Below are 23,473 nucleotides of genomic sequence, written 5' to 3'. Positions count from 1 at the left end.
TCAGAGCTTCTTGGCTGTCACCAAAAACATGGTGTAGAGGCGACCGCGCTTTTCATGCTCATACACTGTCTGGAACTTGATCTCGCCAAAGCCAGCAGCTTGTAAATCCTCGGTCAACTGGTCCCGATTGAAGCCATTATGCGGCACTTGCTTAGGGGCATGGTAGCTGCCATCTTCCTCATCGAGGTCGGAAAGAGCCAAGTAACCACCAGGCGCCAACAAAGTATTAACCTGACGCAATAGAGTGGGGATAGAATCAAGATGGTGCATGGCCAACAAGCTAACTACTCGATCAGCCTGTCCGGCGAACTTGGCTACGCCGGCATCGTCTGCCTCGGTGCCCAACGAAAGCTGCTCTACGCGAACCTTCGAACCCTGAGGGTGCTGTTCGGCCTTTGCTTTAGCCTGTTCACACATGCCAGCTGCGGCATCGGTCAACACCAGTTCATTGCCGTGGGGGAGCAGGTTGAAACCGAGCAGTCCAGTGCCGGCCCCAAATTCCCAGATGGAACCACCTGCTGGTAGTGAATCCTTCATAGCTTGAGCGACTTGTTCAGCGCGACGCTGACGATGATCCGCTTGGTCCCAAACTTTGGCCAGCTCATTGAAATCATGGCTACTTTCAGCCCAAGAAGTTTGTAGCGGTTCGCTCAAACCTTCCGCGGGAACACTGGTTAGGCTCGGCCATTTCGGGGTACGTCCATCGCCCGAGGAACGACCTTTGGCATGTCGTACAATCCAAGGCCAGAAGTCATTGCGAGCCCATTCCACATTGTCCGACAAACTCTTGTTTACTTCCTGCCAGCCAGCGGGCACGATTTCCCACGGAGCGCCCTCGGTCGGCAAATCCACCCCGCCCCAGTTTTCTCGGTCGCCCACGGTTACAATCGGCAGACCGAGGGCGTCGAGGGCGGCCCGCGCAACCAGCTCGTGGCCAGCGGGAGTCAAATGGATGCGATCTGGGGCCCAAGCTGGCCATGTCCGCAAAGCCTGCATACCCCACAGGTCCAAAACGGCACAGCCATAGCGGGAAGCAATCGACCAAATGTAGCTATTGAGAATGCCATTAGGGCCGCGAGTTTTGGCAATTAGACCGCCATCGCGCGAGTTTGAAGAGGTCGCAAGTAGCACCTTAATGCCGCGCTGGGTAGCAATCCGCACCGCCTTCTCCAGTCCATCGGCAACGGTATCTGGGTCAGAGCCAGGACGAAGTAGATCATTCCCGCCCCCAACTAGTGATAGTAAGTCGGGTTTCATTTCGAGGGCGGCGCCAAATTGTTCAGCCAAAATCGGTTTGATTAGCCGACCACGAATCGCCAAGTTGGCGTACTTGAGTTTGCAAAGGCCAGCTTCTACCCGCAAGTAGCTCAGTTTCCCGGCAAGGCGATCAGTCCAGCCCCGATATTCCCCGTTGGGGTAGGGATCGCACATCCCTTCGGAAAAGGAGTCGCCAATGGCTACATAAGTGCCAATTTGACTTAAATCAAGAGGTTTTTGATTGCGGGGAGTCATGCCGGTAGTCTCCAATCGATTTCGGTTTGTCCTTGTGCTACCAAGGCAGCATTAGCGCGGCTAAAAGGCTTTGAGCCAAAGAAACCGCGAGAGGCAGAAAGGGGAGAAGGGTGTGCACTGGCAATAATTGGTGTTTGGCCAAGTAGCGGGGTAGCACTCTGGGCAGCTTTGCCCCAAAGGATGGCTACTAGCGGTTTTTGTCGCGCAACTAGTGCGCTAATCGCAGCGGCAGTGAACTCTTCCCAGCCAAGCTTTTGGTGTGAGGCTGGCTCTCCCGGGGTAACGGTTAGAACTCGGTTGAGGAGCATAACGCCTTGTTGACACCAAGGCCTTAGATCGCCATTAGTCGCGGGCGGAATCCCCAGGTCGTCCTCGAGCTCACGATAAATGTTTCGCAAGGAACGAGGCAGGGCAGAAGTTGGAGAGACTGAGAAAGACAGCCCCATGGCATCTCCAGGTGTGGGATAGGGATCTTGTCCCAAGATCAAGACTTTCACTTCACTCATCGGGTAGCAAAAGGCATTAAAAACATTCTCTGGGGTGGGCAGGAAAGGCTGAGGAAGCTGGGCAAGCTCTTGATTAATCCGGGCAAGCAAGGGAGCTTGCGGAGCCATTGCTTGTGCCCAATCGGGTGCCATTTGGTCCAAAGTTAAGGGAGGAAAATCAGCCATGAGGTTAGTTTAATGCCTTTCTAACTTAGACACACCTAGGGCTTAAAGCGCCAATAGCAAAGTTTTCCTCTAGTCTGGTGACGTGAGTACGCAATATGAACCAGATGAGTTTGACAAGGTAATTGATTCTGCACCACGTGGAGTTCACCGGGCCCCTGAGCCTTGGTGGCGTTGGCTAGTCCCATTTTTGATTGTGATCGTAGCGGTCCCAGTCTTAGCTTGGGGTGCCATGTATCTAATGACCGCGGGCGGATCTTCTGACGAATCTGCTTCAAAACCACCGGCAGCTACCACTACCGAAGTTTCTACCGCCGAGGGCGAAGGGGAAACTGAAGAAGCGCCAGCACCACCAGACACTAACGAGCCAGGTGAAAACCTCGGCACGCCTGAAGGTGAAGAGGGGCAGAAGAGCCCAGAGCCTAACAAGGCTGATGTCAAGATTCAGGTGCTAAATGGTGCGAAGGTTGCCGGTTTGGCTGGCCGTACCGCTAAGAAGCTGGAAGAAGCCGGTTACAAAGCTCCAGAAGCTACCAATGCTAATGGTTGGGCATCGCAGACTTCAGTTGTTTATTACCCGGATGAGGCTCTCAAGCCTGCCGCTGAAAAGGTGGCAGAAACCTTGGGAATCAAGGACGTTAAGTTCGATAACACCGCGCAGGATAAGCAGACCGTTGTCGTCCTCTTGCGTAAGGATTACCAAGAGTAGTTTTATTCCCTGTTCGCCATCAGGTGAGGTGTCCCGCAGTGATTTGCACTCTTAGGTGGAGAGTGCCAAACTTGACGTTAGCACTCAAAGCCTATGAGTGATAACCAATCGGTTCCAATATGAGGTATTTAGCGGAGTGGGAAATGAACGCTCCACTAGCTACCGTCCGTCGCGGGCATGGCGGAACCACTGACACCGCATAGCGGAGGGAATAATCACAATGGCAAAAATTATTGCTTTTGACGAAGAAGCACGTCGTGGCATGGAACGCGGGTTGAACCTATTGGCGGATACCGTCAAGGTCACCTTGGGCCCAAAGGGTCGTAACGTCGTTTTGGACAAGAAGTGGGGCGCCCCCACCATCACCAACGACGGTGTCTCCATTGCTAAGGAAATCGATCTGGAAGACCCATTCGAGAAGATTGGTGCGGAACTAGTTAAGGAAGTTGCCAAGAAGACTGACGATGTCGCTGGTGACGGTACTACCACCGCAACCGTTTTGGCTCAGGCCCTCGTTAAGGAAGGTCTCCGCAACGTCGCTGCTGGCGCCAACCCAATCGCGCTAAAGCGTGGCATCAACGTCGCCGTGGAATCTGTCGTCAAGCAGCTGCTATCCGACGCCAAGGAAATCGAAACCAAGGAAGAAATCGCAGCTACTGCTTCGATCTCTGCAGCCGACCCAGAAATCGGTGCTTTGATTGCCCAGGCCATGGACACCGTTGGTGATGCTGGCGTAATCACTGTTGAAGAAACCAACTCCTTCGACACCACCTTGGAAACCACTGAAGGTATGCGCTTCGACAAGGGCTTCTTGTCCCCATACTTCGTTACCGATGCAGAGCGTCAGGAAGCAGTCCTCGAAGACGCTTACGTCCTCTTGGTCGAATCCAAGATCTCGAACGTCAAGGACGTTCTTCCATTGCTTGAAAAGGTCATGCAGACCGGCAAGCCACTGGCCATCATCGCTGAAGACATCGAGGGCGAAGCACTTGCTACCTTGGTAGTTAACAAGATTCGCGGCACCTTCAAGTCCGTTGCCGTTAAGGCTCCAGGCTTCGGCGATCGTCGTAAGGCTATGTTGCAGGATATGGCTATCTTGACCGGTGGCCAGGTTATCTCCGAAACCGTTGGCCTCTCCCTTGAGAACGCTGACCTTGAACTACTAGGCCGCGCCCGCAAGGTCGTTGTCACCAAGGACGAAACCACCATCGTTGATGGCGCTGGCTCCAAGGAACAGCTCGAAGGCCGCGTTGCACAGATCAAGGCCGAAATCGAAAAGTCCGATTCCGACTACGATCGCGAAAAGCTACAGGAACGCCTCGCTAAGCTATCCGGTGGCGTTGCCGTCATCAAGTCCGGTGCTGCTACCGAAGTTGAACTCAAGGAACGCAAGCACCGCATCGAAGATGCCGTGCGTAACGCTAAGGCTGCTAAGGAAGAAGGCATCGTCGCTGGTGGTGGCGTTGCTCTAATCCAGGCCGCTAAGGTCCTTGACGGCGTTACCTTGGAAGGCGACGAAGCAACCGGTGTGGCTTTGGTACGCACCGCGATCGAAGCTCCACTCAAGCAGATTGCTACCAACGCTGGCATGGAGCCAGGCGTAGTTGCCGATAAGGTTAAGAACCTACCTGCTGGTGAAGGCCTTAACGCTGCCACTGGCGAGTACGTTAACTTGCTCGAAGCCGGCATCGCCGACCCAGTTAAGGTAACTCGTTCTGCACTTCAGAACGCTGCCTCCATCGCTGGTCTGTTCTTGACCACCGAAGCTGTGGTTGCTGATAAGCCAGAACCACCGGCACCAGCTGCACCTGAAGGTGACATGGGTGGCATGGGTGGCATGTACTGAGCCTGAGCTTAGTAGCTAGCTAAACCTAAAAGGGTGGGGCTAAGGAGAAATCCTTAGCCCCACCCTTTTTGTCCCTCAGGTCGTATTTTAAGATGCAGATTGTTTGCGAAGTGTGCGCGAAAGCGAATAAATCATGATGCCCAAAAGCTGAAGCTACCCTCGTCTACTTTATTTTTTCAACTTGAGCTTAGTTTGTGGGTATCAGCTATTGCTTTGGGTAGTGCCGTACCTAGAGCGAATATCTCTTTTACCGGTAGGCAAGTCCCTAAGAGTTAGCGTTAAAAAGACTTACTCGCTAGCGCAACTCTTTTACTTGGGCATACAGGCCCTGCTAGTGAGCAAATAGTGCTTGTGCTTGCGTTTCAGCTTGCTGATAGGTTTGCGAAGCGAACAATAGCCGCTGGCTTAGCGATTCCAACGCAGTATCTACTTGAGCTTGAACTGCTTGCCATTCATTTACGCACTGATTGAAAGAGATTTGTGCGGCGCCTTGCCAGTTACCTTCTAAGGCGTGAAGTTGCGCCAGCATACCAGCAACTTCACTTCTAATCCGATTCCCAGTGGCTGCTGCGTTTGCCCCAGCAGCACTAATTTGGCTGGCATCTACTTGAAAAGTTGTCATCAGGATCCTTTCGCTAAGTTTTTCGGACCCTTAAAGTTTGTGCCTAAAATGACGAATAGCGTCCAGCGTTTCCGCATCGTTGTGGCCAAAGCCAGATGTGGATAACTAGACGCTATTCGTTAAAAATGAATGCTAGTTGTTTAAAGCGAACGGGTAGTTACTTTTCGTCTGCTGGTGGAGTCATAGTTGGCACTGCTTCACCAGGACGACGTCCCCCATTTTTTACACGCTTCTTATCAGCGATATCTAGGCAGTCAACTGCAGATTCCAGACTGGAACCACCTTCGGAGGCAAGATCGTCTTCCTCTTCTTCCAAGGAAAGCTCGGTTGGTGCCTGTTCTTTCGTGCTATGGATGCCGGTTGTGACTACCGGGTCGAGTTCAGGCTCGGCGTGAGCGTCCTCGTTGGTTTGGGCCAAAGGGGCGTCCTCGATAGACTGAGCGACAGGTTCTACTGGGGCAAGATCAGCTTCCGAGTCGGCAGCAGGTGCCAAATCAGCGGGCTTAGCTTCAGATTCGTTTACGCTTTTAACTGCGGCAAAAATAGACTGGCGAATTGCCCCCGAATTTTCGAGGTTTTCCGTCTCTGATTTGTCCTCTGAGGATTCATTGCTGGGTGATTCTATCTCAACGAGATCGCGTGGCTCATCATCCGGCAGCTCCTCAAGGGTGCTGGTGATCTTCGAGATTTCTGAATCGACCACGAATCTTGTGTCCAAGTCGGTCTTGGAATCAGTTGTGGCAGACTCAGTCTGTTGTTCCCTTGCAGAATCCTTAGCTTTTTGTGCTAGTTCAGCTTGACGTTGCGCCAGACTCATCCGAGCTAAAGCAGGGATGTCCTTTTCTGGTGGCAATCCCAGTACCGAGTTGCTCGGAGCCATGTCTTCTGGGGTTTCGCTAGGGTCAGCGATTCCAACAGGCGAGTAAGACAAATCGTCAGCTTCAGGGCTGGCGGCTTTGATCGCCTTAATCATAATGGTCGAGGTCGCTGGCAGATCTTCCACCGGACAGACGAGCTTATTAGCTTCTTCGGCCTCGGCCTGCTTGGCACCCAAGGTGGAATCTTCTGCAGCCTGGGCAGCAGCCACTTCTTCCTTGGCAAAGGCTTCCAGCTTCGCGTTTAGCTTTGCTAGCTCAGCTTCTAGATTTTGTTTTGCTCCCGCTTCCCACTGGTTGCCTAGGGGAGAGGTGAACAGTGGGCGCCTAGCGAGCAAATGAGAAACTACTGCTCGACGCGCACACAAGAATCGAAGCGTTGGAATATGGGAATATTCTTCCGCAATTGCCTGGCAATAGTCGCGGTATTCCTGTGGAGTAGCGGCCAGCATGGACAATTCAGCGTCGATTAGCACGTGTGCATCGATGTCGTCTGCTGGGGCAGTGTGTTTGCCTAAAACCAAGATAAGTTGGCAGATGCGTTCCACGTTTTCAGTGGGGACGCCCATCGCTTCAAGGTCTTGGCGGGCATAGTCTGCCGAGGGCGCCATCACTTCGCCAGCGTCACGCGCCTGCGTGTGAGTTTCCTCGGTGGAAAAAACGGCTCCATGGTACCAAGCGGCCATACGGAGAATGTCGGGATCATGTGAGACCCCAGAGATTTCATCAAGTGCAGCCAAAGTATTAATCAGGTGGCGGAGATTATGGAAAACTCGACCCTCACTGGACCAACGTTCTAATAGGGTCTGACAGAACTTAGTTAAGGCTTCTTTGTCGCTGGTGGCCCCGACTGCTTGGGCACTACGGACATAGGCCGAAATTAACCACTGTGGAGCGTCGCTGACGCCCATAGGTGACACCTTTCGTTGAGAGTATTACACGCTATGTTAAGCGTGTTTTTATGCTAAAGCCAATTCGGGGTGAAGTGGGTTAAAAATTCAGCGACTTTGGCATATAGTTGCGTAACTTGAAACACATTTATTTTTTATGTACTCTAAGAATTCCGCGCTAATTCCAAAGGAGTAGTAATGGCAGAGTTGTTTAACCCTGAAGGTGTCGAATATCGACCGGTTTCTCCGAAGCTAACGTCGTTACGAATGCTCAGTGAGACAATCTCATTGCTAGTAACTTTGGTGATTATTGGCGTCATCTGGTTCTTTATTTGGGGGCCATGGACTTTCTGGCAGTTTTTCATGCTGGGATTGGCCATTTTGAGCCTAGTGATTTACGTTTGGCGCCTTTGGCTAATTCCGCGCCAAGTCCGGGCCATGGGCTATTACGAGGGCGAGAAAGAGCTTTATATCCGCACCGGCATCATGTTCCGTAACATGACGGTTGTTCCATACGGCCGCATGCAATATGTAGATATGGAACAAGGTCCTTTCCAGCGTTGGTTTGGCTTAGCTACCGTTGAATTGCATACGGCCTCGGCTAGTTCGGATGCTTCCATCCCCGGATTGCCGCAGAGTGAAGCGGATCGTTTGCGCGAAACTCTTTCTGCCCGCGGCGAGTCTTTGATGGCAGGGATCTAAATGGCGCAGCAGCAACTTAACTGGCGTCGCCTCCATTGGCTGACTCCGCTGACGTCAGCATGGAAAACGATTGCGGCACTTTTAGCATTTTTCACCTACCAGACCCTTCGTGATATTAGCCGAGCGGTAAAAGCTGCCGGCACTAACTGGAGCAACCTGTTCTTTTACGGCATGCTGGTTTTTGCTGGTTTGCTCCTTGTAATTGCGATTTATTCGTTTATTGCGTGGCGGATGATGGGCTATGCCATCACAGACGAAGCGGTCCACTATAAGTGGGGCGTGCTCATGCGCAATGAACGCCAAATTAAACTCTCGCGTTTGGCCGCAGTTGATATCACCTTGCCACTTTTGGGACGCATTTTTGGTTTGGGATATTTACGAATCGAGGCTGCCGGCGGGGACAACTCTCATATTCTTCTGGGGTTATTGCCCCAATCTGATTTGGAGGGTCTGCGAGCTGAGCTTTTGGCTCGGGCCGCGGGTTTGCGGGTGGGTGCCGCTCCGACGGACGCGAATGTTCCCGCTTCTTCTCAGCTTTCCGAGGGCGAGGACGCTTTGCCCACCACTTCCGAGGTAGTGGAGCAACCTCTTTCGCGAGTGGCTCGTCGCCAGGCCCAAAAGGAAGCGGCTAAAGAATCTGAGCTGACGGTTCGGACGAGCAGTTTCTCGGCTCCGGTAGCTCCTGAAACGGAATTGTTCCGACTGCCAAACGACTTGTTATTCCGTTCTACGTTCCGGTCAATGGGATTCGTAGTCAATATTGTCCTGCTGGTGGTGCTAATTATTGCGATTGTGGTGGGCGCCTTCTGGCTCGATTTGGGACAGTTCCTTGAGGCTCTGAGCGCTAATGTGGTCGTGATTTTTGTGATCATTTCTAGTGCGGTTGGTTTCCTCTGGCAACGCTTGAATAAGGAGTTCGGTTTCCGACTGGCGTTTTCTCCCGATGGCATCCGTTTGCATCGTGGTTTAACCGAAACTCGGGCTCAAACCATTCCTCCAGGGCGGATCCACGCGATTAAGCTTTCGCAGCAGTTGCTTTGGCGCAAGCCGAATTGGTGGCGAGTCGAGATCGTTACCCCGGGGTATTCCGGTGGGGAAGATGCGAAAGAAAAAACTCAATCCAATGTGCTTTTGCCGGTGGCTGATGAGAAAACCGTCCGCGGTGTCTTGGAGATCCTAACCAGTGATATGGAAGTGGAGAACCCTGAGGATTTTTGGGCGGAAGCGCTTCACGGCACTCGGGAAAAAACTGTGTCTTTTACTGCGAATCCACCGCGTTCGCGAATCTTTGACTGGTTCTCTTTCCGCCGTAATGCCATGAGTTTGACTCCCATGGGAGTAGTCACTCGTCACGGTTGGACCACTCACGCAGCCAATTTGGTGTTTTATGAGCATATTCAGTCGGTGGGTTTAAGCCAAGGACCTTGGGAACGCAAAAGGGGACTTGCCGATTTGCAACTTCACTTGGTTCCCGGTGGGGAAGGCTTTGGGCTCAATCACGTTGATGCCGATTACTGCTTAAGTCAGTGGGAGTATTTGGCGCAGGCTTCGCAACAGCGACGTGAAAAGGAAACCCCAGGGGTTTGGCTGCGTCGGGCTAAAGAAGTGGCGCCAGAGTTAGAGGCTATTACCGAAGAAACTGACGTCCAATAAAATGGTTTGGTTCGCAGGGAGAATTTTCCTTGTGTGAAATCGGTCGTCAAATTTCTTGCTGGGTGACAAACCTAGTAGGATTGAGCGCGTGAACGAAACTAAAAAGCCTCTGGTAATCCACACTCGTTATGAACTTTTGGCCGAGCTGGGCCATCGTCGAGCTGGTCAGCGCACCGCCCTCGTAATGACGATGGGTGCTTTACATGAAGGCCACCTCGATCTGGTTCGTCGAGCCAAGCAACTGGCAGATGTGGTGGTGGTTTCCATTTTTGTGAACCCACTGCAGTTTGCTCCCGGGGAAGATTTTGCGGCTTACCCGCGTACTCTTTCCGCTGACGTGGAGAAGCTTGCCACTCTCGGGGTCGATCTAGTTTTCGCTCCTTCTCCAGAGACTGTCTTCCCTCAAGGCGACCCGCAGGTTACCTTGTCCGCCGGTCCTTTGGGCTCGGTATACGAGGGCGCCACCCGTCCCACTCACTTCGCGGGAGTGCTCCAGATTGTTAACAAGGTGATTAACCTCGTTCAGCCCGATTACGCCATCTTCGGTCAGAAGGATGCGCAGCAGTTGGCGGTAATTAAGGCGATGGTTCGCGACCTCGATATGCCGGTCGAAATCGTGTCGGTACCAGTTCGTCGTGAGGCCGACGGCCTCGCCATGTCGAGCCGCAACCAGTACCTCTCACCAGAAGAACGCCAGTCTGCCCTGGCTCTTTCCCAGGCGCTCGATCAGGGACGAGCAGCCGCTGCTCAGACTGGATCTGCCACCAAGGTACTCGAAGCTGCTAATGCGGTAATGGACCAGGCGCAAGGCGTTAAGGTCGATTACGTCGATCTAGTTGATCCCCTTACTTTCGTTCCAGTAACTGATGGCAAAGCCACCACTGCCGTTTTGATTTTGGCAGCTTGGGTAGGCACAACTCGTTTGATTGATAATACTTTGGTGGTTTTGGGTTAATGACACCTGCACTTAACTTCCAACGTGAGGTTTTCTGCGGCAAAATTCATCGCGCAACCGTCACGGAAGCTGACCTTGATTACGTTGGTTCGGTAACCATTGACCGCAACCTGCTCGAAGCAGCCAATATTGCGGTCGGGCAGAAAGTCGACATTGTCGATGTTACTAATGGTGCTCGACTTTCGACTTACACCATTGCGGGGGAACCAGGCAAAGGTGAAATCAAAATTAATGGTGCTGCTGCCCACCTGATTAATCCTGGCGATATCGTCATCATCATTGCTTACGCGTATGTCTGGGATCAGGATTTGGCAGACTTTACTCCGCACGTTGTGTTGGTTGATAAGCAGAATCAGATTATTTCTCAAAGCGCCCAGCCCGGTCAGGTTGATCCGGTTGGGGCAACGCAAACTGGGGGAGCGAGCGAAAGCGCTCCGCTACGCTCCAGTGGCATTCCCCGCCCTCAATAGTGTGCCGTTGCGCAAGTTTTTGCGTGCTGAATGTGCCAGCACTTTAATTGGTGCGTTAAACTGTTCGCGTGAATGCAGAAAAGAACTCTACTCAAGCAACTGACGATACTCCGGAACAGATTCGTGTCCGAGTTGAAAAACGTGATCGTATGTTGGCCGCAGGGGTTAATCCCTACCCGGTACAACTTCCTGTAACTACCACCATTGCTCAGGTTCGCGAACAGTTCTCGCACCTTAGCGCCGGCGAAGAAACCGACACCCTAGTTGGGGTAGCTGGTCGTGTGGTCTTTATCCGTAACAGCGGCAAGCTTTGCTTCGTCACCATCGCCGATGGTGCTGGCCAGCGTCTTCAGGCCATGCTTTCGGCCGCGGAAGTTGGTGTCGATTCTCTTTCTGCGTTTAAGACTGATGTCGACCTCGGCGACCACCTATTTGTTTACGGTCGCGTCATCGCTTCCCGTCGTGGCGAACTTTCTATTATGGCCACCAATGGCGAAGCAGGTTCTGGCGCAGGTACTTTTGAAACCGCTCCCGCCTGGGCTCTAGCTGCCAAGTCGGTTCGTCCGCTTCCTAAGACTTACACTGCCGAGGACGGCACTGAAGTTTCCTTGTCTGAGGAACAGCGCGTGCGTCGCCGTGAACTTGACATGATCATGCGTCAAAGCGCCCGTGACATGGTTCGTACCCGCTCGACCGTGGTCAAGAGCTTGCGCCAGTGGTTCGACCAGCATGACTTCATCGAGGTCGAAACCCCGATGCTTCAGAACATTCACGGTGGTGCTGCGGCTCGTCCATTCCAGACCCACATGAACGCTTACGATACTGATCTCTACTTGCGTATCGCTCCGGAATTGTTCCTCAAGCGCTGCTTGATCGGTGGCATCGAAAACGTTTTCGAAATCAACCGTAACTTCCGCAACGAGGGCGCAGACTCCTCGCACAGCCCAGAGTTCACCATGCTGGAGGCCTACCAGGCATACGGCACTTACGACACCATCGCCCAGCTCACCCAGGACATTATCCAGAATGCGGCACTGGCAGCTACTGGTTCCACCTTGGTGACTTTGCCTGACGGCACCGAGTACGACCTCGGCGGCGAGTGGGCCCAGATCGGTTTGTACGAATCCCTTTCCGAGGCTCTTGGCGAGGAAGTTACTCCACAGACTGAACGCGCTCACCTCCTTGAACTAGCTGACAAGCACGAGGTCGAGGTCGAAGACTACTACGTTGACGGCAAGATCGTGGAAGTTCTCTGGGAAGAACTCGTGGGTGACAAACTCTGGGAGCCAACTTTCGTTCGTGACTTCCCAGTCGACACCTCCCCGCTAGTTAAGGGGCACCGCAGCCAGCCAGGCAAGGTGGAAAAGTGGGACTTGATCGTCCGCGGATTCGAACTTGCGACCGGCTACTCCGAACTCAACGACCCAGTTGTTCAGCGCGAGCGCTTTGAACAGCAGTCCTTGGATGCAGCAAACGGCGACCCAGAAGCAATGGAGGTCGACGAAGAGTTCTTGCAGGCCATGGAACAGGGCATGCCACCAGCAGGTGGTATGGGTATGGGCATTGATCGTCTTCTCATGGCTATTACCGGTCAGGGTATTCGCGAAACCATCACCTTCCCGCTGGTTAAGCGCATCTGATTTAGCTCTTGTTTAGTCAGGTGGCGTCCTCGATACTTTCTTGCCGAGGACGCCACCTCACTGAAACGGGAGCACTTTTTATTTGGAATCTTTGGTTAGAAAGAAGGAAAAGATGAGCACCAAGGAAAATCTGCCACTAGTTTTAGGGGTAGAGTCCACTTGTGATGAAACTGGTGTTGCTCTGGTTCGTGGCCATGAACTGCTAGTTGACGTGACTGCCTCTTCGATGGACCAGCACGCCCGATACGGGGGAATCATTCCCGAAATCGCTTCACGAGCTCACTTAGAATCTTTTTTGCCTACCTTAGAGTCAGCACTAGAAAAAGCTGGGGTGGAACTTTCCGAAGTTGACGCTATCGCTTGTTCTGCTGGCCCTGGCTTGATTGGTTCCCTAACGGTTGGTAACTGTGCTGCGAAATCATTGGCTTCGGCATTGGGAAAACCTCTTTACGGTTTAAACCACGTAGTTGGTCATCTAGCGGTTGACCAACTAGTGCATGGAGAATTCCCTGAGCGTTTTGTCGGACTTGTGGTTTCGGGGGGACACTCGAATTTGCTGCTGGTCAACGACATCGCTACCGATATCGTGGAACTTGGCGGCACCTTGGATGACGCTGCCGGGGAAGCCTTCGATAAGGTTGGTCGTCTTCTCGGTTTGCCATACCCTGGCGGTCCCCACGTGGATCGTCTTTCTCAGCAGGGAAATCCCGAAGCTATTAAGTTCCCGCGTGGGCTTTCCCGTCCTAAAGATTTGAAAGAGCATCCTTACGACTTCTCTTTCTCAGGACTCAAGACGGCAGTAGCACGTTACATTGAAACCTTGCAGAAGCAGGGTGAGGAGCTACCCGTCGAAGATATCTGCGCTGCCTTTAGCGAAGCTGTAAATGACTCGCTGACTAGCAAGGCGATCGCGGCTTGCCAAGCCCATGATGTCAAAACCATTGTTATCGGTGGTGGTTTCTCGGCAAACTCCCGCTTGCGTTCCTTGCTAGACGAACGGGCTAGTGCCGCCGGCATTGAAGTGCGGATGCCTCCGCTTAAGTACTGCACTGACAATGGAGCACAGATTGCCGCCTTAGGATCAAATCTAGTAGCGGCTGGGCTGGCACCTTCGGACTGGGATTTTGCTCCGGACTCATCCATGCCATTAACTGAAACCTATATTCCAGGAAACCGTAGCTGAGCATTAATCACCTACTTATTCTGGTTAGCTTTTGAGCTGGTAACTACCGTGCTGGTAGTTACCAGCTCTTTTGTATCTGCAATTTCGATTGGTAGTAACGGGCAATCGGCGGCTAGGGGAGAGTGCAAATCAGACGTGTGCCAGCTAACTCAATGCGAATAAAGTTGGTGAAAAGCGCGGAAAATAGCGGAAAGCTAGGTCTAAGGAAATGAGCAACTATGGAAAAGTGAGCCAGTGAACAGGGGTAAAAAACTGGAATTTAGAGCGAAGAAAAGCAGAACTAGGAGTTGACGTAGTAGACGAAAAAAGAGAAAAAATACCGCCATTTTGGGGATTGAAAAGAAGGGGTGTTTTTTCAGTTTGCGCACCCTGGGGTGTTTGGTGGTAGAGTATCTCCTCGTTGCCGACACGGAGCGTTTGTGAAGTGTGGTTGTCATTGAAGGCCTGTTTGGTTGGATGTGATGAGGGTCGCTGGTTTTTGGTTTGACATTGTTTGTTTTGTTGGACTAAGATTGTGACTCGGCGATAAAGCCTGATTCTTTCTGATGGGGCCGAGTGTTTTGCTTGGTTTTGTTGGTTGTGGGTTTGTTGTTTGATAACTCGATAGTGTTTTTGTTTTGTTTTTTGTTTACGCAGTTTTTTTGTTTTTTGGTTGGGATTGCCACCGTTTTTTGGTGGTTTTTTCTTTCTGGATAAAGTTTTTTGTTCGGAGAGTTTGATCCTGGCTCAGGACGAACGCTGGCGGCGTGCTTAACACATGCAAGTCGAACGATGAAGCGGTGCTTGCACCGTGGATTAGTGGCGAACGGGTGAGTAACACGTGAGTAACCTGCCCCCTTCTTTGGGATAAGCATTGGAAACGATGTCTAATACTGGATATTCACATCAGGGCGCATGTTTTGGTGTGGAAAGGTTTTTCTGGTGGGGGATGGGCTCGCGGCCTATCAGCTTGTTGGTGGGGTGATGGCCTACCAAGGCTTTGACGGGTAGCCGGCCTGAGAGGGTGACCGGTCACACTGGGACTGAGATACGGCCCAGACTCCTACGGGAGGCAGCAGTGGGGAATATTGCACAATGGGCGCAAGCCTGATGCAGCGACGCCGCGTGAGGGATGACGGCCTTCGGGTTGTAAACCTCTTTCAGTAAGGACGCAGGGCAATTTTTGGATTGTTTGACGGTACTTGCAGAAGAAGCGCCGGCTAACTACGTGCCAGCAGCCGCGGTAATACGTAGGGCGCAAGCGTTGTCCGGAATTATTGGGCGTAAAGAGCTTGTAGGCGGTTTGTCGCGTCTGTCGTGAAAACCAGCAGCTTAACTGTTGGCTTGCGGTGGGTACGGGCAAACTAGAGTGCGGTAGGGGAGACTGGAATTCCTGGTGTAGCGGTGGAATGCGCAGATATCAGGAGGAACACCGATGGCGAAGGCAGGTCTCTGGGCCGTTACTGACGCTGAGAAGCGAAAGCGTGGGGAGCGAACAGGATTAGATACCCTGGTAGTCCACGCTGTAAACGTTGGGCACTAGGTGTGGGGGGCCGTTTGGTTTTCTGCGCCGTAGCTAACGCATTAAGTGCCCCGCCTGGGGAGTACGGCCGCAAGGCTAAAACTCAAAGGAATTGACGGGGGCCCGCACAAGCGGCGGAGCATGCGGATTAATTCGATGCAACGCGAAGAACCTTACCAAGGCTTGACATGCACTGGAACACTGCAGAGATGTGGTGGTCTTCGGACTGGTGTACAGGTGGTGCATGGTTGTCGTCAGCTCGTGTCGTGAGATGTTGGGTTAAGTCCCGCAACGAGCGCAACCCTTGTCTCGTGTTGCCAGCACTTCGGGTGGGGACTCGCGAGAGACTGCCGGGGTTAACTCGGAGGAAGGTGGGGATGACGTCAAATCATCATGCCCCTTATGTCTTGGGCTTCACGCATGCTACAATGGCCGGTACAGAGGGTTGCGATATCGTAAGGTTGAGCGAATCCCTTAAAGCCGGTCTCAGTTCGGATTGGGGTCTGCAACTCGACCCCATGAAGGCGGAGTCGCTAGTAATCGCAGATCAGCAATGCTGCGGTGAATACGTTCTCGGGCCTTGTACACACCGCCCGTCACGTCACGAAAGTTGGTAACACCCGAAGCCCATGGCCCAACCCGCTTGCGGGAGGGAGTGGTCGAAGGTGGGATTAGCGATTGGGACGAAGTCGTAACAAGGTAGCCGTACCGGAAGGTGCGGCTGGATCACCTCCTTTCTAAGGATTTCTTAGATTTTATTTTTATGGCCAAGCGTTTGGCTGCTAGTTTAGTTGCTCTTTTGGGCTGATTACCGGGGTTTGTTTCCCATGTTTGTTTGGGGCTTTGGTTTTTGGTTTGTTTGGGTGGTGTTTGACGCTAGTGGTTGTTTGGTTGTGTACCTTTTTTTCAACCTTTGAAACTGTGGGTTGGCATTTAACAAAACGAGGATGCTGTCGGGTTATGGAACAATAAACCGTTTTAGGGTTTTGTTCTTGCGCTTTTCTTTAAAACACGAACTGTTATCAAATGTTTTGTTTGGTTTGTGTTTTGGGGTTGGGGCGTGGTTGTTTGTTAACTGTATAGTGGACGCGAGCATCTTAATTGATACTTAAACATTTTTGATTTTGTGTTCTGGTTTGTTTAGTTTTTAAGGGCATTCGGTGGATGCCTTGGTACCAGGAGCCGATGAAGGACGTTATGGCCTGCGATAAGCCTCGGGGAGTTGGCGAATAAGCGTTGATCCGGGGATGTCCGAATGGGGGAACCCAGCCAGAGTAATGTCTGGTTACCTGCATCTGAATACATAGGGTGTAGGAGGGAACGCGGGGAAGTGAAACATCTCAGTACCCGTAGGAAAAGATATTTCGTTAGTAGTGGCGAGCGAACGCGAATGATGGCCAAACCGTTAGCGTGTGATTACCCGGCAGGGGTTGCGTTAGCGGGGTTGTGGGAGCAAACATCACCAGTCTGCCGGTTGGTGGCGTAGTTACAAAGTGACATTGTAAGTGAAAGGCATTGAATGGCCTACCATAGTGCGTGTAAGTCGCGTAACTGAAGTGGTGTCACCTGCGTGTTTTGTTTCCCAAGTAGCACGGGGCCCGTGAAATCTCGTGTGAATCTGCCCAGACCACTGGGTAAGCCTGAATACTTTCTGGTGACCGATAGTGCATAGTACCGTGAGGGAATGGTGAAAAGTACCCCGGGAGGGGAGTGAAATAGTACCTGAAACCGGATGCCTACAAGCCGTCAAAGCCCTTAGGGGTGATGGCGTGCCTTTTGAAGAATGAGCCTGCGAGTTAGCGGTGCGTGGCAAGGTTAACCCGTGTGGGGAAGCCGTAGCGAAAGCGAGTCTGAATAGGGCGTTATAGTCGCGTGCTCTAGACCCGAAGCGGGGTGATCTACCCATGGCCAGGTTGAAGCGATGGTAAGACGTCGTGGAGGACCGAACCCACCTAGGTTGAAAACTGGGGGGATGAGCTGTGGGTAGGGGTGAAAGGCCAATCAAACTCCGTGATAGCTGGTTCTCCCCGAAATGCATTTAGGTGCAGCGTCGCGTGTTTCTTACCGGAGGTAGAGCTACTGGTTGGTCAATGGGCCCTCACAGGTTACTGAGATCTGCCAAACTCCGAATGCCGGTAAGGTGATAGCGCGGCAGTGAGACTGCGGGGGATAAGCTCCGTAGTCGAGAGGGAAACAGCCCAGACCATCGGTTAAGGCCCCTAAGCGTGTGCTAAGTGGGAAAGGATGTGGAGTTGCTCAGACAACCAGGAGGTTGGCTTAGAAGCAGCCACCCTTGAAAGAGTGCGTAATAGCTCACTGGTCAAGTGATTCCGCGCCGACAATTTAGCGGGGCTCAAGTACACCGCCGAAACCGTGGCATCACAACTTTAGCTAAGCCTTCGTGGTTCAGGCGTTGTGATGGGTAGGGGAGCGTCCCATGTTGGCAGAAGCCCTGGTGTGAACCATGGTGGACGACATGGGAGTGAGAATGCAGGCATGAGTAGCGAATGACAAGTGAAAAACTTGTCCGCCGATTGACTAAGGGTTCCAGGGTTAAGCTAATCTGCCCTGGGTTAGTCGGGACCTAAGGCGAGGCCGACAGGCGTAGTCGATGGATAACCAGTTTATATTCTGGTACCGGTTCTAAACCGCCCATGCTGAATCAAACATACTAACCTCCACTTTGGACTGTCTTACTTTCTTCGGATTGTTTGACCAGTTTTTTGTGTTGGGACCAGGTTTGGTAGTAGGCAAGCGTATTAACAGGGGTGACGCACAGTGGTAGCTTCCGCGTACAGATGGAATTGTACGTTTAAAGCCGCAGCCCGCCACCTTGGCAAATCCGGGTGGCACAAGGGTGAGAGCTGATGATGACAACTATTGTTGGAAGAGAGTGATCCTGTGGTGCCAAGAAAAACCTCGACGTGAGGGTTAGAACCGCCCGTACCCCAAACCGACACAGGTAGTCAGGTAGAGTATACCGAGGCGATCGAGATAATCATGGTTAAGGAACTCGGCAAAATGCCCCCGTAACTTCGGGAGAAGGGGGACCACACCCGTCAAAACCCTTGCGGTTGGCAGCGGAATGTGGTCGCAGAGAATTGAGAGAAGCGACTGTTTACTAAAAACACAGGTGCGTGCGAAGACGCAAGTCGATGTATACGCACTGACGCCTGCCCGGTGCTGGAAGGTTAAGAGGAACGGTCAACCAACCTCGGTTGGTGAAGCTGTGAATTTAAGCCCCAGTAAACGGCGGTGGTAACTATAACCATCCTAAGGTAGCGAAATTCCTTGTCGGGTAAGTTCCGACCTGCACGAATGGCGTAACGACTTCTCTGCTGTCTCGACCATGAACTCGGCGAAATTGCACTACGAGTAAAGATGCTCGTTACGCGCAGCAGGACGGAAAGACCCCGGGACCTTTACTATAGCTTGGTATTGGTGCTCGCTTGGACTTGTGTAGGATAGGTGGGAGACTATGAACCAGCCACGCCAGTGGTTGGGGAGTCAATGTTGAAATACCACTCTGGTTCAAGTGCGCATCTCAACCTCGGTCCGTAATCCGGACCAGGGACAGTGCCTGGTGGGTAGTTTAACTGGGGCGGTTGCCTCCCAAAAAGTAACGGAGGCGCTCAAAGGTTCCCTCAGCCTGGTTGGTAATCAGGTGGCGAGTGTAAGTGCACAAGGGAGCTTGACTGCGAGACTGACAAGTCGAGCAGGTGCGAAAGCAGGAACTAGTGATCCGGCACCACCTTGTGGAAGGGGTGTCGCTCAACGGATAAAAGGTACCCCGGGGATAACAGGCTGATCTTGCCCAAGAGTCCATATCGACGGCATGGTTTGGCACCTCGATGTCGGCTCGTCGCATCCTGGGGCTGGAGTAGGTCCCAAGGGTTGGGCTGTTCGCCCATTAAAGCGGTACGCGAGCTGGGTTTAGAACGTCGTGAGACAGTTCGGTCCCTATCCGCTGCGCGCGCACGAAACTTGAGAAGACCTGTCCCTAGTACGAGAGGACCGGGACGGACGAACCTCTGGTGTGCCAGTTGTACCGCCAGGTGCATCGCTGGTTAGCTACGTTCGGAAAGGATAACCGCTGAAAGCATCTAAGCGGGAAGCCTGCTTCAAGATAAGGTTTCTTTTGAGGCTCCCAGCAGACTACTGGGTAGATAGGCCGGACGTGGAAGCACAGCAATGTGTTCAACAAGCCGACCGGTACTAATCAGCCAACAACTAAACAACAAAACACCAACACAAAACAAAAAACGCGTCCACTATACGGCTAACAACCAACCACACCAAACCACAAAAAAGAATAAAAGACTTGTGGTGGTCATAGCGGCGGGGAAACGCCCGGCAACCATTCCGAACCCGGAAGCTAAGCCCGCCAGCGCCAATGGTACTGCAACCGCCAGGTTGTGGGAGAGTAGGACACCGCCACACCAAACCACAACAGGGCCCCCCAACACAACACGTGCTGGGGGGCCCCAAAAACACACCCAAAAACAACACACCACCCCAGAGAACCCCAAAGCCAGTTGCTCTGGGGTTCTCTTAATTCCTGATCCCCTAAGTCCACCACTTTTAAAACCAAACTAAGATTCATTTATCCTGTTAGAATTGGCACGGTTTTATTTTTAAGGTTAGAGAGATATGGATACACAGCGAAGTCTTCCCGTACAACCCGCCGGTTCTATCTGGCTTGCTTGTACCCCTATTGGCAATACCTTGGACGCTTCTAGTCGTCTCAGGCAAGCCCTCAGCCAAGCGGATCTAGTCGCGGCAGAGGACACCCGTAGAGCACTCAACCTTGCGAATCGGCTCGAGCTACGAATCAACGGTCGGTTAATCTCCCTGCATGAGCACAACGAACGAGAGAAAGCAGCACAACTAGTTGAAGCCGCACAGAACGGCTCCCGCGTCCTCGTTATTTCTGATGCCGGTATGCCCACTGTTTCCGACCCAGGCTATAACCTAACCCAGATTGCGTTGGAACGTAACATTCCCATGTCGGTCATTCCCGGCCCCTCGGCAGTTCTCACCTCGCTAGCCCTTTCCGGTCTCCCAACAGATCGATTCACCTTTGAAGGCTTCCTGTCGCGTAAAGACAGCGCACGCGAACGTCAGATCGCATCCCTAGCTAAAGAAGAACGCACTATGGTGTTTTTCGAATCCCCTAAGCGCGTCCACGGCACACTCGAAGTAATGGTTAACCATTTTGGGGCCGAACGTAAAGCCGCTCTGTGCCGCGAACTTACCAAGACCTATGAAGAGGTGAAACGCGGGACTCTTGCTGAACTCGTGGCCGCCACCAAAGGCGAAGTACTAGGTGAAATTAGTCTAGTCGTAGCCGGTGCCCCCGAGGCCGAAGTTTCTATCGAAAAACTGGTTGCTCAAGTTGAAGAACTTAGAGAAGACGGCCTTAAGACCAAAGCTGCCGTGAAACAAGTAGCCGCAGCAGCTGGGGTCTCGAAAAACGAACTATACGAGGCAGTTCTACACTCTGAAGCAAACGGCTAAGACACAAGAGTCCGATAGCTTCCACCGGACGGTCTCTGACAGGCTATTTGCTTTTCTCGCCTGTCAACCTGCCTGCGAACTAAACAGATCTTGCTGCATACGAAGCTTAAACAAATAGCGCTACTAACACCTTCATAGGTCGCTAGTAGCGCTATTTGTTTAAGAAATTTACGAGCAACTTCGTTCCAGTTCCCTCGGAAAAATCCCAGATGCTAGTTGAGTGCCATTTGGGCCGGCACATAAGGAATCTGAAGTTCAGCTAGCTTTGCTTCAGTTTGCGCCTCCAGCTCGGGCGTAACCCCAACGGTCAGATCCCGCAGAATTCTAGTTGCAAAGCCTGCTTCAAATGCTGATTTAGCAGTCTCAAAAACACAATGGCTAAAGGCAATCCCAACCACATCAACAGCTTCGACCCCATGCTCACGCAACAAATCTGCAAGCAACACGCCATTTTCGTCCTTGCCTTCAAAGCCAGAATAGGCGGCAGTATACTCGCCTTTCTTAACCTGTAAATCAAAAGGGAGGGGAGCGATTGCCTCGTGAAGTTCCGCTTCAGGAGTGCCCGCCACCCCATGAGGTGGCCACGTATCGACAAAATCGGGGTTATCGCTAAAATGGTCGCCCGGATCAATATGCCAATCCTGCGTAGAAACCAAAACGTCCCATTGTGAGGCATACTCGTTCACGAAATCGCGAATCTTAGCAGCCACATCATTTCCGCCTGCTACCGCCAACGCGCCACCCTCACAAAAAGTTGGTTGCACATCAACTACAATTAATGCTCGTTTCATGTTTTACCTTTCACAGAAACTTGTGACATTTAGTCGACCATTGGAAGCAGTCTACCTTAGCGCGCTAGACTGTACCCCATGAGTCGAATTCTTTCTGCAGTAGCATGGCCGTACGCAAACGGCCCACGTCATATTGGACACGTCGCCGGTTTCGGCGTCCCATCGGATGTTTTCAGCCGATACATGCGTATGGCTGGCCACGACGTCCTCATGGTGTCCGGTACCGACGAACACGGTACCCCGATCCTAGTCGCCGCCGACCAGGCAGGAATTACCGCCCGAGCACTTGCAGATAAAAACAACCGACTAATCGTCGAGGACCTAGTCGCCCTCGGTCTTTCCTACGACCTATTTACCCGCACCACCACCGGCAACCACTACCAGGTGGTAGCTGCCATGTTCGAAACTGTCCGCGATAACGGCTACATGCTCGTTAAGACCACTCGTGGTGCCATCTCGCCAGCTACTGGCCGTACCCTCCCAGACCGTTACATTGAAGGCACCTGCCCGCTTTGTGGGGCCGAGGGCGCCCGTGGTGACCAGTGTGATGCCTGTGGTAACCAGCTCGATCCCACCGACCTAATCAACCCAAAGTCAAAGATCGATGGCGAAACCCCTAAGTTTATCGAAACTGATCACTACTTCCTTGACCTTCCAGCCCTAGCTGGAGCGCTTTCTGCCTGGCTCGATGATCGTGAAAAGTCCGGCACTTGGCGTCCAAACGTCATCAAGTTCAGCCAGAACTTCCTCCAAGACATTCGCCCTCGTGCGATGAGCCGTGACATCGACTGGGGCATCCCAGTACCAGGTTGGGAAGACCAGCCCGGTAAGCGCCTCTACGTTTGGTTCGACGCGGTAGTCGGCTACTTGTCGGCCTCGATCGAATGGGCCCGCCGAACTGGTGACCCAGAAGCATGGCGCAAGTGGTGGAATGACCCAGAAGCTCTGTCCTACTACTTCATGGGCAAGGACAACATTGTCTTCCACAGCCAAATCTGGCCGGCCGAACTGCTCGGCTACAACGGTGAAGGTGATAAGGGTGGCGAACCGGGCGACCTCGGCAAACTCAACCTACCAACTGAGGTAGTCTCTTCCGAATTCCTCACCATGGAAGGCAAGAAGTTTGCTTCCTCGCGCGGCATCGTCATTTACGTGCGTGACATGCTCGCCCGCTATCAGGCCGATGCCCTCCGCTACTTCATCTGTGCTGCCGGCCCCGAAAACTCGGACGCTGACTTCACTTGGGCCGAATTCGTTCGTCGCACCAACTCCGAACTCGTGGCCGGGTGGGGCAACCTCGTCAACCGTACCGCCGCCATGATCGCCAAGAACTTTGGTGAAATCCCGCAGCCTGGAGCCCTCGAAGAAATCGATCAGAAGCTCCTCGACCAAGTTAAGGCAGGATTCGCCGAGGTCGGTGGCCTGATCGAAAAGCACCGCCAGAAGGCTGCTTTGGGCGCTGCCATGCGTTTGGTCGGCGAAGCAAACCGCTACGTCACCGAAACCGAACCATTCAAGCTCAAGGATGAAAGCCAGCGCGAACGCCTCGCCACCATCCTGCACACCTTGGCCAGCGTAGTTAACGACCTCAACTTGATGCTCAGCCCATTCCTCCCATTCGCAGCCAATGCCATTGACCAAGTGCTTGGTGGGGAAGGGAACGTGGCTCCTATGCCGCGCATCGAAGAAGTAATCGACCTCGACATCAAGCGCGAGGACGGCTCCGACCTCGATTATCCAATCATTACTGGCGACTACACCCAGGTACCAACTTGGGGACCGCGCGAAGTCAAGGTTGGAACTCCAATCTCGAAGCCAAAGCCAGTCTTCGTTAAGCTCGACGATGCGATTATTGCCGAAGAATTAGAACGTTACGGCAAGTAAAAATTCGACCTGCAAGTGGCCATGGATGGGCGTAACTTGGTAAGTAAGTATTGTT

Annotated in this window: 15 protein-coding genes and 3 rRNA genes; 13 read left to right on the top strand and 5 right to left on the bottom strand. The window is 52.7% G+C overall.

Annotated elements, in window-relative coordinates; translation table 11 throughout:
* A complete protein-coding gene (locus tag BK816_RS06860) occupies positions 1–1,512 on the bottom strand; it encodes a GDSL-type esterase/lipase family protein (RefSeq protein WP_071164505.1) in 1,512 nt (503 codons plus the stop codon).
* Positions 1,509–2,183, bottom strand: a complete 675-nt coding sequence (locus tag BK816_RS06855; RefSeq protein WP_071164504.1) for a uracil-DNA glycosylase — start codon at positions 2,181–2,183, stop codon at positions 1,509–1,511. Before BK816_RS06855 ends, BK816_RS06860 begins: the two co-directional genes overlap by 4 nt.
* 82 nt (positions 2,184–2,265) lie before the next feature.
* Here BK816_RS06855 and BK816_RS06850 point away from each other — a divergent pair, with 82 nt between their 5' ends.
* The gene (locus tag BK816_RS06850; RefSeq protein ID WP_071164503.1) at positions 2,266–2,889 is read left to right on the top strand and encodes a LytR C-terminal domain-containing protein; all 624 of its coding nucleotides are present in this window, start codon (positions 2,266–2,268) and stop codon (positions 2,887–2,889) included.
* A gap of 220 nt (positions 2,890–3,109) precedes the next feature.
* Entirely contained in the window at positions 3,110–4,735 is a 1,626-nt protein-coding gene (gene groL / locus BK816_RS06845) for a chaperonin GroEL (protein WP_071164502.1), read from the top strand.
* Positions 4,736–5,066: 331 nt separating this feature from the next.
* Here groL and BK816_RS06840 read toward each other — a convergent pair whose 3' ends face one another.
* Positions 5,067–5,357 (bottom strand): WXG100 family type VII secretion target, encoded by a 291-nt coding sequence (locus BK816_RS06840; protein WP_071164501.1) that lies wholly within the window; start codon positions 5,355–5,357, stop codon positions 5,067–5,069.
* A gap of 157 nt (positions 5,358–5,514) precedes the next feature.
* Positions 5,515–7,143: an HD domain-containing protein gene (locus BK816_RS06835; RefSeq protein ID WP_071164500.1), complete on the bottom strand. Its 1,629-nt coding sequence runs from the start codon at positions 7,141–7,143 to the stop codon at positions 5,515–5,517.
* Positions 7,144–7,320: 177 nt separating this feature from the next.
* Between BK816_RS06835 and BK816_RS06830 the strand changes: the two genes are divergently transcribed.
* The 10 genes from BK816_RS06830 (at position 7,321) to rsmI (ending at position 20,743) form a co-directional block, all read left to right on the top strand.
* A complete protein-coding gene (locus tag BK816_RS06830; RefSeq protein WP_071164499.1) occupies positions 7,321–7,824 on the top strand; it encodes a PH domain-containing protein in 504 nt (167 codons plus the stop codon).
* Positions 7,825–9,477 carry a PH domain-containing protein gene (locus tag BK816_RS06825; protein WP_071164498.1) on the top strand — a complete coding sequence of 551 codons (1,653 nt, stop codon included), beginning with the start codon at positions 7,825–7,827 and terminating at the stop codon, positions 9,475–9,477.
* Between the two features lie 88 nt (positions 9,478–9,565).
* Complete coding sequence (gene panC, locus BK816_RS06820) at positions 9,566–10,432, top strand: pantoate--beta-alanine ligase (protein WP_071164497.1); 867 nt, start codon at positions 9,566–9,568, stop codon at positions 10,430–10,432.
* Positions 10,432–10,902, top strand: coding sequence for an aspartate 1-decarboxylase (gene panD, locus BK816_RS06815; RefSeq protein WP_071164496.1), 471 nt, complete (start codon positions 10,432–10,434; stop codon positions 10,900–10,902). Before panC ends, panD begins: the two co-directional genes overlap by 1 nt.
* 68 nt (positions 10,903–10,970) lie before the next feature.
* Positions 10,971–12,542 carry a lysine--tRNA ligase gene (lysS, locus tag BK816_RS06810; protein ID WP_071164495.1) on the top strand — a complete coding sequence of 524 codons (1,572 nt, stop codon included), beginning with the start codon at positions 10,971–10,973 and terminating at the stop codon, positions 12,540–12,542.
* A 112-nt stretch (positions 12,543–12,654) separates the two neighbouring features.
* Positions 12,655–13,725, top strand: a complete 1,071-nt coding sequence (gene tsaD / locus BK816_RS06805; protein WP_071164494.1) for a tRNA (adenosine(37)-N6)-threonylcarbamoyltransferase complex transferase subunit TsaD — start codon at positions 12,655–12,657, stop codon at positions 13,723–13,725.
* Positions 13,726–14,428: 703 nt separating this feature from the next.
* Positions 14,429–15,963 (top strand): 16S ribosomal RNA (locus tag BK816_RS06800).
* Between the two features lie 400 nt (positions 15,964–16,363).
* Positions 16,364–19,465, top strand: a 23S ribosomal RNA gene (locus tag BK816_RS06795).
* A gap of 83 nt (positions 19,466–19,548) precedes the next feature.
* Positions 19,549–19,666 (top strand): 5S ribosomal RNA (gene rrf, locus BK816_RS06790).
* The 16S, 23S and 5S rRNA genes sit together here, the layout of an rRNA operon.
* 210 nt (positions 19,667–19,876) lie before the next feature.
* Positions 19,877–20,743, top strand: a complete 867-nt coding sequence (rsmI, locus tag BK816_RS06785) for a 16S rRNA (cytidine(1402)-2'-O)-methyltransferase (RefSeq protein ID WP_071164493.1) — start codon at positions 19,877–19,879, stop codon at positions 20,741–20,743.
* A 212-nt stretch (positions 20,744–20,955) separates the two neighbouring features.
* On the opposite strand, the gene BK816_RS06780 is transcribed toward rsmI, so the two are convergent.
* Complete coding sequence (locus BK816_RS06780) at positions 20,956–21,534, bottom strand: isochorismatase family protein (RefSeq protein ID WP_071164492.1); 579 nt, start codon at positions 21,532–21,534, stop codon at positions 20,956–20,958.
* A 78-nt stretch (positions 21,535–21,612) separates the two neighbouring features.
* Between BK816_RS06780 and metG the strand changes: the two genes are divergently transcribed.
* On the top strand, positions 21,613–23,418 hold the full coding sequence (gene metG / locus BK816_RS06775) for a methionine--tRNA ligase (protein ID WP_071164491.1): 1,806 nt from the start codon (positions 21,613–21,615) through the stop codon (positions 23,416–23,418).
* Positions 23,419–23,473: the final 55 nt, after the last annotated feature.

The sequence above is a fragment of the Boudabousia tangfeifanii genome, assembly GCF_001856685.1.
Taxonomy (GTDB): Bacteria; Actinomycetota; Actinomycetes; order Actinomycetales; family Actinomycetaceae; genus Boudabousia; species Boudabousia tangfeifanii.
The sequence above is the reverse complement of the archived record's forward strand: the minus strand, read 5'-3'. Positions and strand labels throughout refer to the sequence as shown.

Coding starts and splice junctions, on each gene's coding strand:
- BK816_RS06860 (WP_071164505.1), bottom strand. CDS start 1,512: ATGACTCCCCGCAATCAAAAACCTCTTGATTTAAGTCAAATTGGCACT.
- BK816_RS06855 (WP_071164504.1), bottom strand. CDS start 2,183: ATGGCTGATTTTCCTCCCTTAACTTTGGACCAAATGGCACCCGATTGG.
- groL (WP_071164502.1), top strand. CDS start 3,110: ATGGCAAAAATTATTGCTTTTGACGAAGAAGCACGTCGTGGCATGGAA.
- BK816_RS06840 (WP_071164501.1), bottom strand. CDS start 5,357: ATGACAACTTTTCAAGTAGATGCCAGCCAAATTAGTGCTGCTGGGGCA.
- BK816_RS06835 (WP_071164500.1), bottom strand. CDS start 7,143: ATGGGCGTCAGCGACGCTCCACAGTGGTTAATTTCGGCCTATGTCCGT.
- BK816_RS06830 (WP_071164499.1), top strand. CDS start 7,321: ATGGCAGAGTTGTTTAACCCTGAAGGTGTCGAATATCGACCGGTTTCT.
- BK816_RS06825 (WP_071164498.1), top strand. CDS start 7,825: ATGGCGCAGCAGCAACTTAACTGGCGTCGCCTCCATTGGCTGACTCCG.
- panD (WP_071164496.1), top strand. CDS start 10,432: ATGACACCTGCACTTAACTTCCAACGTGAGGTTTTCTGCGGCAAAATT.
- tsaD (WP_071164494.1), top strand. CDS start 12,655: ATGAGCACCAAGGAAAATCTGCCACTAGTTTTAGGGGTAGAGTCCACT.
- rsmI (WP_071164493.1), top strand. CDS start 19,877: ATGGATACACAGCGAAGTCTTCCCGTACAACCCGCCGGTTCTATCTGG.
- BK816_RS06780 (WP_071164492.1), bottom strand. CDS start 21,534: ATGAAACGAGCATTAATTGTAGTTGATGTGCAACCAACTTTTTGTGAG.
- metG (WP_071164491.1), top strand. CDS start 21,613: ATGAGTCGAATTCTTTCTGCAGTAGCATGGCCGTACGCAAACGGCCCA.